This window comes from Catenulispora yoronensis (assembly GCF_039531695.1).
Lineage (GTDB): Bacteria > Actinomycetota > Actinomycetes > Streptomycetales > Catenulisporaceae > Catenulispora > Catenulispora yoronensis.
Window position 1 is genome coordinate 35,292 of sequence record NZ_BAAAQN010000001.1, and the last position, 14,139, is coordinate 49,430.

Annotated in this window: 8 protein-coding genes and 1 pseudogene; 2 read left to right on the plus strand and 7 right to left on the minus strand. The window is 69.3% G+C overall.

The window, feature by feature from the left end:
• Positions 1-325: 325 nt before the first annotated feature.
• From ABD481_RS00095 to ABD481_RS00110, 4 genes and pseudogenes are all read right to left on the minus strand, one after another.
• On the minus strand, positions 326-898 hold the full coding sequence (locus ABD481_RS00095) for a cellulose binding domain-containing protein (protein ID WP_344663614.1): 573 nt from the start codon (positions 896-898) through the stop codon (positions 326-328).
• A gap of 101 nt (positions 899-999) precedes the next feature.
• Positions 1,000-3,180, minus strand: a pseudogene (locus tag ABD481_RS00100) (fibronectin type III domain-containing protein); the annotation flags it as partial.
• An 805-nt stretch (positions 3,181-3,985) separates the two neighbouring features.
• Positions 3,986-4,222, minus strand: a complete 237-nt coding sequence (locus ABD481_RS00105) for a hypothetical protein (protein WP_344663357.1) — start codon at positions 4,220-4,222, stop codon at positions 3,986-3,988.
• A gap of 996 nt (positions 4,223-5,218) precedes the next feature.
• Positions 5,219-6,079 (minus strand): NAD(P)-dependent oxidoreductase, encoded by an 861-nt coding sequence (locus ABD481_RS00110; protein ID WP_344663358.1) that lies wholly within the window; start codon positions 6,077-6,079, stop codon positions 5,219-5,221.
• 115 nt (positions 6,080-6,194) lie between these two features.
• Here ABD481_RS00110 and ABD481_RS00115 point away from each other — a divergent pair, with 115 nt between their 5' ends.
• Complete coding sequence (locus tag ABD481_RS00115) at positions 6,195-6,773, plus strand: CGNR zinc finger domain-containing protein (protein ID WP_344663359.1); 579 nt, start codon at positions 6,195-6,197, stop codon at positions 6,771-6,773.
• A gap of 58 nt (positions 6,774-6,831) precedes the next feature.
• Here the strand turns inward: ABD481_RS00115 and ABD481_RS00120 are convergent, their stop codons facing one another.
• Both ABD481_RS00120 and ABD481_RS00125 read right to left on the minus strand, forming a co-directional pair.
• Complete coding sequence (locus tag ABD481_RS00120; RefSeq protein WP_344663360.1) at positions 6,832-7,509, minus strand: response regulator transcription factor; 678 nt, start codon at positions 7,507-7,509, stop codon at positions 6,832-6,834.
• Positions 7,506-8,822 carry a sensor histidine kinase gene (locus ABD481_RS00125; RefSeq protein WP_344663361.1) on the minus strand — a complete coding sequence of 439 codons (1,317 nt, stop codon included), beginning with the start codon at positions 8,820-8,822 and terminating at the stop codon, positions 7,506-7,508. The genes ABD481_RS00120 and ABD481_RS00125 overlap by 4 nt, the downstream gene beginning before the upstream one ends.
• Before the next feature lie 257 nt (positions 8,823-9,079).
• Between ABD481_RS00125 and ABD481_RS00130 the strand changes: the two genes are divergently transcribed.
• Positions 9,080-11,239 (plus strand): MMPL family transporter, encoded by a 2,160-nt coding sequence (locus ABD481_RS00130; RefSeq protein WP_344663362.1) that lies wholly within the window; start codon positions 9,080-9,082, stop codon positions 11,237-11,239.
• On the opposite strand, the gene ABD481_RS00135 is transcribed toward ABD481_RS00130, so the two are convergent.
• The gene (locus ABD481_RS00135; RefSeq protein ID WP_344663363.1) at positions 11,202-14,102 is read right to left on the minus strand and encodes a helix-turn-helix transcriptional regulator; all 2,901 of its coding nucleotides are present in this window, start codon (positions 14,100-14,102) and stop codon (positions 11,202-11,204) included. The two genes, ABD481_RS00130 and ABD481_RS00135, sit on opposite strands and share 38 nt — an antisense overlap.
• Between the last annotated feature and the right edge of the window lie 37 nt (positions 14,103-14,139).

The following is a 14,139-nucleotide window of genomic DNA, read 5'->3' on the forward strand; positions in this document are numbered from 1 at the left end:
CGCGACCAGCGCCGCCAGCGCGAAGCCTGCGTGGCGCCGTCGGCGCGCTTGCTGCGGGTTTCCTCCCGGAAGGTGGGAGGTCAGGACTCTTCGTCGTGTACCCAATCGCATAGTGATTCTTTCCGCGTCCCTTTTACAGGACACTGTGGGTGGGATAGCCGTCGCGCTCGCGGGCTTACGGGCGGACGATGGGTAGCGGGGCGTCTCCCAGTGCCAATGGGAGACGCCCCTCCCTGTGGGAGCAGTGGTTCTCGGAGACCTCGGCGGCCTTGGCGACCTCGGCCGCCTTGGCGACCTCGGCAACCGATGAGCAGGAGGCTGCGGATCAGCCGATGGCGGCGGGTTGGCCGTTGACAGTGAACGCGGTGGGCTTGGCGTTGCTGCCGCTGTAGGTGCCAGTGAAGCCGACCTGGATCGAGGCTCCGGGGGCGATAGTGCCGTTGAAGCCCTGGTTGGTCGCGGTCACGGTGTGGCCGCTCTGCGACCAGTTCGCGTTCCAGCCGCCGCCGACTTGTTGGTTGCCCGGGAACGCGAACGCCAGCGTCCAGCCGTTGATTGCCGTACTGCCGGTGTTCGTGATGGTCACCGAGGCCGAGAATCCCGAGCCCCAGTCGCTCTGGACGGCGTAGGCCACCGTGGCGACGGCGGACGCCGCTGCGGTGGTGACCGTGGTGGTAGCGGAGGCTGCGCCGAGGGTGCCGGCACTGTCCTTGGCCTTGACGTAGAACCCGTACTGCGTCGAAGCGGTCAGACCGCTCACGGTCGTGGTGAGGGTACTGGCGTTGGTCGAGGCCACCACGGTGTCCGGGCTACCGACCTGGAACACCTGGTAGCCCGAGATCGCGTTGGTGCCGGCCGAGGCGGCCGTCCAGGACAGCGTTGCCGCGCTGGCAGTGATGTTCGAGGCGGCCGGAGTCCCGGGGCACTCGGTGGCGCGGAGCCGCCGGAGGAGGTGGTGGTCAGCGAGGTAGTGCCGGAGGCTGCGCCGAGAGAGCCGGCGCTGTCTTTGGCCTTGACGTAGAAGCTGTAATGCGTCGAGGCGGTCAGGCTGCTCACGGTCGCGGTCAGAGTGTCAGTGTTCGTCGATGCGACGATCGTGTCGGGGTTGCCGACTTCGAACACCTGGTAGCCGGATATCGCGTTGGTGCCGGCCGAGGCGGCCGTCCAGGTCAGCGTGGCCGCGCTGGCGGTGATGTTCGACGCGGTCGGGGTCCCCGGTGCGCCGGGCGGCGTGGATCCGCCGGTGGACGCTCCGACCTGGATCCAGTCCAGGTTCACCGATCCGGTGTCCTGGGCCGTGCGCTGCAAGGTGATCAGGTTGGTGCCCGAGGCCAGTGTGAGGTTGATGGTGGCCGTGCCCCAGGTGCCGGCGCCGCCGGTGCCCGGCAGATTCACGGTCGTGCTGCCCGAGACGGTTCCCGCCACGTTCCTGGCGGACACCGTCAGGGTCGCCGCGCTTCCGGGGTTGGAGTAGCGCACGGTGACTGGAGTGGTGCCACCGGCTCCGGGCCCGGCGCCGGCCCCGGCCCCAGCCCCGGCGACCCCGAAAACGACCCTGGCGTTGGTGGTGCCCAGGCCGTCGACGTAGCCATTGCCGCTGTAGCCGGCCGCGGCGTCGTCGAACATCGCCCCGCCGGCCCAGGCCGCGACCTGCGACTGGTAGATCGGCGCACCGTTTCCGGCCGGTGTGATCTTGATCAGGGACACGCCGTGCATGGGGATCGAGGCCGAGTGCGCGGTCTTCTGGCCCAGGTCGGTGTTGTTCCACACGTCGTGCACCGCGCCGCCGGCCGACAGGCCCAGGACGGCGGCGAAGTCGATCGACTTGGTGACGGTGGAGTAGGTGGTGTTGAACAGCGCGACCAGCCAGGTGCCGTCGGGCATCTGGCCCATCCAGGTCTCCGGGTCGCGGCTGGTGGCGTCCGTGGAGAAGGGGTTGGCGTTGCGGTAGAGCGGCTTGCCGACGAAGCCCGCCTTGTTGATGTCCAGGATGTCGTTGTTCTGCCAGAAGCTCAGGTAGGAGCCGATGTTGTCGGCGCGGTCGCCGACGATCAGCGGCGATCCGGCCATGGCGAACAGCGTCAGGGCCGTGCGGCGCTCGTCGTCGCTGCCGAAGCTGTTCATTTCCAGGACGTCGCCATCGAGGATCAGCTGGCCGCGCCCGGAGGCGTCGGAGAAGCCGGTGAACCCCAGGAACGGGGTGTGCCACTGGGTCCAGTAGTTCTGCCAGCTGGAGCGCCCGCCGGACAGGAAGTTCCAGCCGCCGCTGCCGCAGTCGTCGTCGATGCGGACCAGGTCGCCGTACCTGCGCTCGTTCTGGCCGTGGTTGAGCATGTTCGGCATGACGACGCTCAGCTCCATGGCGTCGCCGGCCGCCTCGCTGATCCAGCCCAGCGCGGTGGCGTAGTTGGCGCTGCCGTGGTTGACGCCGACGGTGCCCATGTTCTGGTCGTAGCCGGTCTCATACCAGGCCCAGAAGTCGCTGCGCAGGTACACGCAGCCCAGCTGCTTGAAGTAGTTGATGTAGCCCTGGACGTACTCCTTGGCGCCGTCCTTGGTGACGTCCACCCAGTAGATCTCCTGGGTGCCCTTGCTCCCGCCGAAGAAGTCGCCCGCGGTGACGATCGCCGAGATCGGCACATCAGGACGCCCGATCACGGTCTTGGTCGGGTCGTTGTACGCGGCCTTGGTCACCCACAGCGGGTTGTAGTACACCCCCATCCGCAGCCCGAGGTTCGACAGGTACGAGGCCATCCCGGCCCAGCCCATCGCCCACGTGTCCTGGTAGTTCAGGATGTAGCCGTGGGCATTCGTGGCCTGCGTGTAGTCCACCCAGCCGTCCGTACAGGCCATGTTGATGCCGTAGGACTTGAGGTTGTTCGCCACCCAGGTGACGTTCGCCTGCCAGCTGGCCTGCGACTGAGCGTTGTTGTTCGGGTAGTCGTAGCCGTACGTCGACCAGTACAACGGCCCTGAGCCGCCGCGTGTGAATACGCTGTCGCGGTCGATCGTGTCCGGCGCCACCGTCGGGGCTGCTGCCGGTGGCGGGGATGCCGCGCCGGGGGCGGCTCCCGCCGCGCTTGTTGCGGCCGTCGCGGAACCGGCCTCGGTGGACAACAGCGCCCCACCGACCACCGCCGTCCCGCCAACCCTGAGCAGATCTCGTCGCGAGATCGCCATACGCACCTCCTGTAAGACTCCGACCCGGCGACGCGGTGTCGCCAGGCCGCCGACACCGCGGCACCAAACCCGTGAAAGCGCACGTCGAAGGCACTCGTCACGGCGTGGGTACCGCGACAGAGTCCTGATCGGTGGAGCGGTAAGACGGAGTCTGGAGCCGTATCTTTCGTGTGTCAAGAAAGTAAGAGATGCTTCTCACTGGCGGCGTGGCCGGCAACGGGAGGGTCATGTTGGGGAGGTGCTGGTCGACGTGGAGGGACCTGCCGTATCGACGTCACCTGCCAGGAGTGGGTGGAGCAAGGCAAGCTGACGGCGGCGGTTTGGAAACAGACCGCTAGGTTTAGATATGTCTGTTTCAATGAAACCGATGAGGCGTGGCAGCATGGACAGGTGAGGCGGCAAGTCCGGCAGTGTGCTCCCCGCGCGAGCGGGGATGGTCCCGGCTACCTCAGGAACGCGAGCGGCCGGTTCGCGTGCTCCCCGCGCGAGCGGGGATGGTCCCTTCGGCACCGCCGGCTGGGGGAACGTGTGGTTGTGGTCCCCGCGCGAGCGGGGATGGTCCCATCACCTGGCGCAGCATCTTCTTGGTCTCGTTGTAGTCCACGCACGAGCGGGATAGTTCCGAGGCGAGGAGACTTCTGACCTTCCCGGCAAAGCATTACCCCAAGGCGGCAAGGCGACAGCACCTTTGCGCTAAGGCATCAGGATTACCGCCAGTCGCATCGCATTCTCAAGTCGCGCGGCGCCCTCAAACCCGGCGGCCAGATATCTGTCCGGCCACCGGGGCCCTTCGCGGAGCTGCGAGTCAGCGTCTGCTACGGGTGTCTTCGCGCTCGATGGCTTCGCGGGTGATGCGCCAGTTTTCCCAGTGGTTGCCGATCTTGCAGGCGTAGACGAATGCTCTCAATTGCTTCTCCGTCGGCAGTGTTTTGCGGTGCTTGAGCATGTACGACAGTGTGCTGCGTGGTAGTCGGCCGAATGTGGTGGAGCGTTCCTCGATGCGTCGGAGTGACATGCCTGACCAGGCCAGAGTGCGGCTCATGCAGTCGATGAGTTCGGGGACTGTGGTGAGGTTCAGGGGGCACGGTGGGTTGTTGTCTCGTCCCGGGACTGGCTTGTCCGGGGGTGGGCACTCCAGGTGGGTGTTGTCTGTCACCGTTGTGCACCGCGGTTGTTCAGGTGGCGGGCGGCGTTGACGCCTGCCAGGCCTGCGGAGCCGGCGATGGTGGGGGCGGTGAATGGTGGGCAGCCGATGGCGATGAGGGCCACGGATGTGGTGAGGACTGCGCCGACGATGATTAATTCGGCCGCAGTCGACGCTTGCCTGATTGCCCTCGTGCCTGGCTGGCTGCGCCGCCTATGCGAATACTTCGCAATCACTGCGATTTTCCCCTTTCTTGAGGGGTGGGTCGTGACCCGTAGTAGCGAAACCTCGGCCGGGATGGCGATCCCTGGCGTCGGAAGTACTGGAAGAATCGCGCAACTAGGGGTGATCGCGAGGCAAGTTAAGGCGATTACTGTCCAAGGTTGGGCAGGGACGCGTTAATGGCCGCGATTTGGCCAAAACTTCCGCCCCGGGTGCCCTTTTTGCAATACTTCAGCGGTCTGGGCTTTCTCCCCGCGGCACCGGGAAGTTCAGAACGTCGGGCCCGTTTTCGGCCATGAGCCTGTCCGAGTCGGAGACGGGGAGGCGCCAACCCCGCCATGATGGGTCATGCTTCGCAATTGCCTGGTCGTGACCCGGGCGGTTCAAAAAACCGGGACGCTGTGGCGACAGCGATCCCAAAAACAGGGCCGACCGCACAGCGGTCCGCACTGCTACTCCCCGCACTTTGCGGGGAGTAGCAGTGCGTCGACAAGGCGCTGCCAAGATAAAACTGTTGACTCGGCGGGCCTCGTCCTGGGGCAGCCCGCATCGGGCTGGTCGGCGGATGGAAGGTTCCCGGCCGCCCGACACGCCATCAGGAGCCTGACGTCCTCATTAGGTGCCTGACGTCCCCATCAGGCACCTGACTCAAGATTCTGGCGAACAACTCGCTCAGCGCGGCTGCTGCTCCGCGATGGCTGCCCAGTCGTCGGATCCGCGTCCGTCGGCGAGCGCCTGCTCGAAGACCTGGCGAAGCACCTCGCCGATCGGGAGGCGGATGTCGCGGTCGGCTGCGGAGGCGAGGGCCAGGTGGAGGTCCTTGCGGCCGAGTTCGGTGGTGAAGCCGGCGGGTTGGTAGCGGCGTTCGGCGATCGCCGAGCCGTAGCCGGTGTAGACGGGCCCGGGGAACAGGGTCGAGGTGAGGAGGTCGATGAGGTGTGGGGAGTCGATGCCGTGGGCTTCGGCAACGCTGACCGCTTCGCTGAGGGACTGGATCGCGCAGGCGATGAGGTAGTTGCCGAGGATCTTCACGACGTTGGCCTGCTCCGGGCGATCGCCCAGCAGCCAGGTCTTCGATCCGATGGCGTCCAGCAGTGGTTGGACCCGCTCGATCAGGGCGCGATCGCCGGCCACCAGGATGTTGAGGGCGCCGGCCTCGGCAACGGGGACGCGGCCGAACACCGGGGCGGCCAGGTATCCGACCGAGTGCTCGGCATGCGCCTTCGCCGCCTCGCGCGCCAGGTCGGCGCTCACCGTGGCGAGGTTCACGTGCACCGTGCCGGGCGAGGCCTGGGCCAGGACGCCGGAATCGAGGAAGGTCTCGGTGACGGCTCGATCGTCCGACAGCATGGAGAACACCACCGGGACGGCCATCGCCTCGGCGACGGTGGCTGCCCGGCGGGCTCCGGAGGCGACGAGGCCGTCCGCGGCCGCGGCGGTGCGGTTCCACACCGTGACCGTGTGGCCCGCTTCCAGAAGATTGCGTGCGATGGGGTTGCCCATCGCTCCCAGGCCGATGACCGCGACGTCCATCGTTCCGCCCTCTCATCTGAACCGTCTTAGACGGTTCAATACTGACACGGCTGTATCCTGATGTCGAACCGTCTTAGACAGTTCAGAGAGCGATGGGTCTGCCGAGGAGGCAAGGATGACGGAGGACGCACGCCGGGTGTTCCGCCTGGACAACGAAGTCCTGGCGTTCCGCTTCACGGCCACCGTCAGCGACCGGGGCAGCACCGCGCCGCGTGATCGTTTGTCCGACCCCGGGCGCCTGAAGCTCTGGCTGCAAGCCGCCGGAATCGCTGTCGCCGATGTATCGGCAACCGACCTAGGCGAAGCCGTCGCTCTGCGCGAGGCACTGTTCCGCATAGGCACGGCAATCGCCGCGCAGCGAACCCCAGCCACCCGGGACGTTCGTGCCCTCAACACAGCCGCGACCGTCGGACAAGCCAGAGCGGAGCTGGTCGGCGACACCGCGACCTGGCGCCTGACGCCGACAGCTACGACCCGCGACGCGCTCGGAATCCTGGCCACCGACGCCATCCACGTGTTCGGCGGCGCCGAGCGCACCCGCATCAAGACCTGCGAAAACCCCGACTGCGCAGGCCTATTCCTGGACACCAGCCACGGCGCCAACCGCCGTTGGTGCTCAATGAACACCTGCGGGAACAAGGCCAAAAAGTCACGGCTCGCAGCGGCCGGCAAGCGCGGGGACGAGGGGCCGTAGGGCCAATCCGCGCCAGCCCGACGGTGAACGCCGCAGCCTCCCCCGCTGCGCGCCAGTTCTAGTTCCCGATATCGCGGTCCCCCGCTTCGACCAGACCGCTTTCGTAGGCGAAGATCACGATCTGCGTGCGGTCACGCAGGCCCAGCTTGGTGAGGATGCTCGAAATATGGGACTTCACCGTGGCGGCGCCGATGTGCAGCTCCGCAGCGATCTCGGGGTTGCTGGATCCGCGGGCGATCGCTGCTACTACCTCGCGTTCTCGTTGCGTGAGGCGGTCCAGGCGGTTACGGACGGCCGTGTTGGAGAGGGGTTGACGGGTGAAGCGGTCGATGAAGCGGCGAGTGATCGTAGGCGCCAGGAGTGCGCCGCCGTCAGCGACTGTGCGTACGGCTACGGCCAGTTGATCGGTGGGGATGTCCTTGAGGACGAAGGCGCTGGCGCCGGCCCGGAGGGCTTGGTAGACGTACTCGTCCGGGTCGAAGGTGGTCAGGATCAGGACACGGACGTTCCAGTCGGCTTCGGCCAGGATCCGGGAGGTGGCCTCCAGGCCGTCCATGCCGGGCATTCGGATGTCCATGAGGATCACGTCGGGGCGATGCGTGCGGGCCGCCTCGATCGCCTCCAGTCCCGTCCCGGCCTCGGCGACGATCTCGATGTCCGGCTGGACTCCGAGGATCATGGCGAAACCGCCGCGGACCAGGGCCTGGTCGTCGACCACCGCGACCCGGATGGTCATCGGGCCTCGCCGTCGGCCGGCAGGTGGGCGGCGACGCGGAATCCGCCGTGCGGACGCGGTCCGGCCTCCAGGGTGCCGCCGAGCAGCAGCGCACGCTCCCGCATGCCGACTATGCCGTGGCCGCCGACGCTGCTAATGCCGCCGCCGACGCTGCTGCCGCGGCCGCCCGGCCCGGGCAGCAGCGGGCCGCCACGGCCATCGCGACCATCACGACCATCACGACCATCACGACCATCGTCGAGGACTTCGATGGCGATACCCCCGTTCTCCAGGCCCAGCCTCACCTCGACCCGCGTCCCGGGCCCGGCATGCTTCAGCACATTGGTGAGCGCCTCCTGGACGATACGGTAGGCGAACAAGTCCACCCTGGCGACAAGATCCTGCGGGATCGCCTCGCCGGCCACGGTGACGTCCAGGCCCGCCGCGCGGATCTGCGCCACGAGCCGGGCCAGGTCCGCAAGCCCGGGCTGCGGACCGAGCCCGTCCGGATCGGTGTCCGGTCGCAGAACCCCGAGCAGGTGCCGCAGCTCCTCCAGGGCCTCCCGTCCGGCCTCCTCGACCGCTCCCATCGCCCGCATCGCCGCTTCGAGATCGATCACGGCGACGGCCTTGGCCGCCCCGGCCTGCACCGTCATCAAGCTGACCCGGTGGGCGACCACGTCATGCAGCTCGCGCGCAATACGCGTGCGCTCCTCGTTCACGATCCGGCGAGCCTCAGCGGCCTGTTCCCGCTCCGCCTGGACGGCGCGCTCGGCCCGCAGGCGAAGGCGGTGCCCGACGTACCACACGCCGAAGACGACGAAGGTGCCGAAGACGTCGTCACCGATCGCTTTGCGGTGGACGAGCCCGTCGAGGTTGACCACGACGAGGGACGCGCCGATGCCCACGCGCGTCCATCGGCCGCTGTCATCGCTGTACCGCCCTGTGCTGTACAGCGCGATGAGCGCCGCGGCGCCGACGTCCGCGGAGTCCGTTCCTAGCGTCACGGCCCAGCCGCTCAAAGCCAAGCCCAGCGCGATCAGAGGGCTTCGGCGACGCCGATACTGCGCCGCGCACACCACCGCGGCGACCAGCAGGAGGACCAGCGGCACATCCTGGATCCGGCGCGGGACCACCGAGTCGCGCGGACCGTCCTTCAGGAACAGGGCCATCAGGAGGATGATCACCGCGAGCGTGGCGTCGGCGACGCGAGGCCAGCGGGCGAACGGCCCCCGGAACCACCGCGCGGACCGTCCCTGCGCCGTGGACCGTCCCGGCGCGATGGACCGTCCCGGCGCCGTGGACCGCCCCTGCGCCACACCCGAAGTCGACAACCCGCGGCTCCCTCCGCCTTGTCCCGGCTTCCGGTCGCGGGAAGCCACGCTCACCGTAGGCCCAGGTCGGACCCCCGGTCATCCCCCTGCGGACGGGGACGGCACTCCCCCTGGGGACGGGGAGCCGGAACGCGAGCCCCGCCAGGCGACGGGTTCGCAACCCGATCCGCGGGCGGGCGACCCCTCCGGCTCGGCCCCGGACAGTGGATCCGGACACGCCGGCGCCAAGGCCGGCGCCGAAACGAAGGAGCACTGTCGTGGGGCGTGTTGTGGGGCGGATCGTCCGCCGGCTGACCGAGTTCAGCATGCGCAGACCCGGGACGACCATCGGAGCCTGGGTGCTGGCCGTCGGCGCCGTCATCGGGCTGGCGGCCACGGTCGGCGGCACGTTCGCCGACGACCTGGCAGCCCACGGCAGCCAGAGCGAGAAAGCGACGAACCTGCTTGCGGAGCGTTTTCCCACCGCTTCGGACGGCAGCGCCATGGCGGTGTTCGCGGCGCCGGAGGGCCAGCGGCTCGATCGCTTCCGGCCGGCCGTCGACGCCGCGGTCGCCAGGATCGGCACGACGGCGAAGGTCACCAAGGTGTCCGATCCGTTCGCCTCGGGCACGATCTCGCCCGACGGACGCATCGGCTTCGCAGAGATCGTGTTCGACCGCCCCTCGCGGGAGCTCGGGCTCGGGCCGATCACAGCGATCGTCAAAACCCTGGAACCGGCTCGTACCGCGGGCCTCACCGCGGAACTCGGCGGTGAAGCGGCGTACGTCAACGCCGCGCCGCCTTCCTCGGGCACCGAGGCAGTGGGCCTGCTCGTCGCGCTGGTCGTGCTGGTCGTCGCCTTCGGGACGGTCATGGCCGCGCTCGTCCCGATCGCGCTCGCCCTGGTGGCCGTCGCCGCCGGCCTGGCTGCCATCACCCTGCTGGCCGACACCATGGACGTCGCCACCGGAGCACCGACCATCGCCGCGATGATCGGTCTCGGAGTCGGCATCGACTACGCCCTGTTCATCACGGTCCGCTACCGCGAGAACCGCGTATCAGGGCAGGACAACGCCACCGCGCTGACGAACGCCATGCGGGCAGGCGGCCCGACCGTCGTGTTCGCCGGCGGAACGGTCGTCCTGGCGATGACCGCGCTCACCTTGACCGGGCTGGGCGTTCTGACCACCCTGGGCTTGAGCACAGCGCTGGTCGTCGTGATCGCCGTGGCGACCGCCCTGACGCTGCTGCCGGCTCTGCTGTCGCTGCTCGGCGACCGCATCGACCGCGGGCGCCTGCCAGGGCGCCGACGTCGCGTCGAACGGCCCGAACACACTCTCTGGTGGCGCTTCGCGCACCGCGTGTCCGGGAAGCCGTTGCGGTACCTCTTCGCCGCCTCGGCGGTGCTGATCGTCCTGGCCATGCCCGCGCTGAAGATGCAGACGACGTTCCCGGACTCGGGCAGCGACTCGGCGAGCACCACCGACCGCCGCGCCTTCGACCTGCTGGCCGAAGGCTTCGGCCCCGGCGTGAACGCGCCGCTGGTCGTCGTGGCCGACCTGCGCGAGGCGAGTACCGATGTCCCGGCGCTTTCCAGGCGCATCGCGGCGGATCCCGGCATCGCCACAGTCGGCAAGCCCCTCCTGTCCCCCACGGGCGACACGGTGGTGCTGACCACAGTTCCCACGACCGCCCCCTCCGACCCGGCCACGTCCCGGACTCTCGAACGCGTCCGCGCTCTCCTCCCGCCCAACGTGTCCGTGACCGGACTGACCGCGATGACCGACGATCTCACCCGGCAACTCGACAAGACGCTGCCCGTCTTTCTCGCCGCCATCCTGACCGCCTCGTTCTTGCTGCTCCTGCTCGTCTTCCGCTCGGTCGTGATACCGCTGAAAGCGGCTCTGACCAACCTCTTGTCGATCGGCGCCGCATACGGAGTCATCGTCGCGGTGTTCCAGTGGGGCTGGCTCAAGAGCGTGTTCGGCCTGGACGCGACGACTCCCATCGCCTCCCCGCTGCCCACGATCTTCTTCGCAGTGCTCTTTGGCCTCTCGATGGACTACGAGGTCTTCCTGCTCTCCCGCGTCCGCGAGGAGTACGAAGCCACCGGCGACACCACCGAATCGGTGGCCCGCGGCATCGCCGCCACCGGCCGCGTCATCACTTCGGCCGCCCTGATCATGACCGCCGTCTTCCTCGGCTTCGTGGCCGACTCCTCGCCCATCGTCAAGATGCTCGGCCTGGGCCTGGCCACCGCGATCGCCCTGGACGCAACCCTCGTCCGCGTCATCCTCGTCCCGGCGACCATGTCGCTGCTGGGCAGCGCCAACTGGTGGTTCCCGGGACGCCGGACGAGGCCGGCCGCGCCGCAGGACGGAATGAGCCAATCGGGTGAGTTCAGCCCGACAGCCCACGGCTCGTCGCCACGGCGCTGAGTTCCGTCCGGTTGACCGTGTCGAGCTTGGCGAAGATGTGGGAGAGGTGGGTTTTGACTGTTCCGCGGCTGATGAACAGGCGGGCGGCGATCTCGGGGTTGGTCAGGCCTTCGGCGACGAGGCGGACGACTTCGAGCTCGGTGGGGGTGAGGCTGGGCCAGCCGGTACTGGGGCGTCCGCGCGAGCCGCGGGCGCGGCGGGCCCGGGTGACCGCCTGGTCCAGGGTGAGTCGGGCGCCAGCGGCTGCGGCTTCGGTGTAGGCGGGGTCGCCCAGGGCCTGGCGCAGCTGACGTTCTGTGGCTTCGGCGGCTTCCTGCTGTCGCACCGTGCGGGGCAGGCCCATGGCGGCGCGCGCCGTTTGGGCGGCGTGCAGGATGCGGACGTCGTCCAGGGTGGGGCGGAGGGCAGCGCCGTAGCGGGCGAGGGCTTCGAGGTCGTCCGGTTGGAAGGCGCGCAGGTTGTGGTCGACGTGGAGGGCCAGGGCTGCGTGCTGGAGTTCGGTGGCGCGTACGAGGCCGTCGGGATGGTCTGCGGCGGCTGCTTCGGCCTGGGCTGCGTACACCTGTGCCAGTGGGCCCGGAAGGTTGAGACGTCGGGTGACGGTGAGCGCCGTGGCCAGTGCCTCGGCCGCCTCGTCGCGGCGTCCATCGGCGGCCAGCGCCGCGCCGAGTCCGGGCAGTGCCGTGCCGGCGATCCAGGTCGGGAGGCCGCGGTCGGTCGAGGCCGCGGCCCGCCGCAGCCAGGGGATCGCGGCCCGGGGCTCGCCTCCGCGCGCTTCGACGACGGCTATGGCCTGGTCGAGGAAGGGCACGAACACGTCGCCGTCGGCGGCCGCGAGCAGGCGGCGCACCGGGGCGATCGTCGCCACCGCGCCGTCCACATCGCCGGTCAGTGCTTTGATCCGGGCCAGGACGGCTTGGGCCATCCCGACTCGCAGGTAGTCGTCGAGTGGCTCGGCGACGAGCACCGCCTGCGCGGCCAGGTCCAGCGCGCGCCGCATGTCGCCGAGGGCGAAGGCGCCGTCTGCGTGGTAGACGAGGACTGTGGACAGGACGCCGCGATGGTGCCGGAGACGGTTCAGGACGGTCTGGTCCATCAGCGCTTCGGCCTCGGCGTGGCGGTCGCGGAGGTGCAGGATGACGGATTGCAGCGCCTGCGCCGCGCCGCGTGCGAAGTCGTTCCCGCCGGCTTCGGTCGCCGCGCGAGCCTGTTCGCACAGGTCCCATGCTGTGTCGAAGTCCGTATAGAAGGAGCCGACGGCCGACAGGTTCAGGCACAGCGCGCGCAGCCCTTCGTCGCCGACCTCGGTGGCCAGGTCGAGGGCCCGCTCGGCCGCGTCGTGTTCGACGTCGAGTGGGCTGGCGGTGTCGGCGACGAGCGCGAGGCCGGTCAGAAGCCGGGCTTGGAGTCGGGAATGTTCGTGGGGTGCGTGGTCGATCGCTTGGCGCAGGTAGACGAGGCCGTCGCGGCCACGACGGCTGAAGTGCCAGAACCATGCGAGCGATGCCGCGAGACGGCGGCCTGCGGCGAGGTCGGTGTGAGCGGTGCGGTCGGTGCGGCTGGCGCGGTCGGCGCGGTCGGCGCGACCGACACCATCGTCAGAGTCCCCATTCTTGGCAGACCTCTGATCCGCCAGGCCCCACTCAAGCCCGGCACGCAAGTTGTCGTATTCCGCCAACAACGCGCGCCGCCACCCGTCGGAATCTCGCTCACGATCCGCCTCGGCGGCCTCGGCGAACTGTAGACACCAAACCAGGTGCCGGTCCCGCACCCGGCGCTCCTCCCCCGCCTCCGCCAGGCGGGCAGCCGCATACGCCCTGATCGTCTCCAGCAGCCGGTAGCGCAGCTCGCCACCGTGTTCGTCGGTAGCGACCAGCGACTTGTCGACGAGCCGCCCCAGCGCGGGCAGCACCTCCGCTTCCGGCACCGGCCCTCCGGCACACAGCTCCCGTACCGCCGGCACTCCGAACCCGCCCTCGAAGACGGCGAGCCGCCGGAATACCGCGCGCTCGACGTCGTCGAGCAGCGCGTGGCTCCAGTCGATCGACCCCGCGAGCGTGCGCTGCCGCCGCTGCGCGCCGCGGGGTCCGCGCACCAGAAGCGCGAACCGGTCGTCCAGGCCGGCCTCGATCTGGCGCGGGGTGAGGGTCCGTACCCAGGCCGCGGCCAGTTCGAGCGCGAGCGGGATGCCGTCCAGGTGCGTGGCGATGGAGCGGACAGCGGTCTCCGCGGCCTCGTCGAGCACGAACGAGGGTTGCGCCAAGCGTGCGCGGTCGACGAACAGGGCCAACGCGTCCTCGTCCGACAGCGGCGGCACGGCCAGTACCGCCTCGCCCGGCACGCCGAGCGGTTCCCGGCTGGTGGCCAGGACGGTGACCGCCGGGCAGCTGCGCAGAACGGTCTCCACCACGCCGGCGACAGCGTCGAGCAGGTGTTCGGCATTGTCCAGGCAGAGCAGCGCGCGCCGGTCGGCCAGGTAGGTCGTGAGCGCACGCAGCGGTGTACCCAGATCCGGGGCGCCAACCGCCTCAGCAGTCACTTCCGCCACGGCCGTGTTCGCGTTTCCGCCCGCGCCGTCGCCGACGACTGCCAGGTCCACCCACCAGACTCCGTCGGTGTACGGCTCTGCCTGGTCAGCGGCAGGCGGCCGGTCGGCGGCTTCGGGGACCAGCTGAGCCGTCGGATCGGCCAACAGCTCGGCTGTCAGCTCAGCGGCCAGCTCAGCGGCCAGCCTGGTCTTGCCCGCGCCGCCAGGCCCGGTCAACGTCACCAGCCGGTGCCGGGACAGCAGCACCGCGGCCTGCTCCCGCTCCGGGCCGCGTCCGACGAACGACGTCAGCTGGCCCTGAAGGTTGTGGGGCACTCGGGCGACCGGGCGCACGGTTGTCGGCCACCCGTGC

What these genes read in the sequence shown, in the direction of transcription:
- ABD481_RS00105 (WP_344663357.1), bottom strand. Translation starts at nt 4,222, where the DNA reads ATGAGCCGCACTCTGGCCTGGTCAGGCATGTCACTCCGACGCATCGAG.
- ABD481_RS00110 (WP_344663358.1), bottom strand. Translation starts at nt 6,079, where the DNA reads ATGGACGTCGCGGTCATCGGCCTGGGAGCGATGGGCAACCCCATCGCA.
- ABD481_RS00115 (WP_344663359.1), top strand. Translation starts at nt 6,195, where the DNA reads ATGACGGAGGACGCACGCCGGGTGTTCCGCCTGGACAACGAAGTCCTG.
- ABD481_RS00120 (WP_344663360.1), bottom strand. Translation starts at nt 7,509, where the DNA reads ATGACCATCCGGGTCGCGGTGGTCGACGACCAGGCCCTGGTCCGCGGC.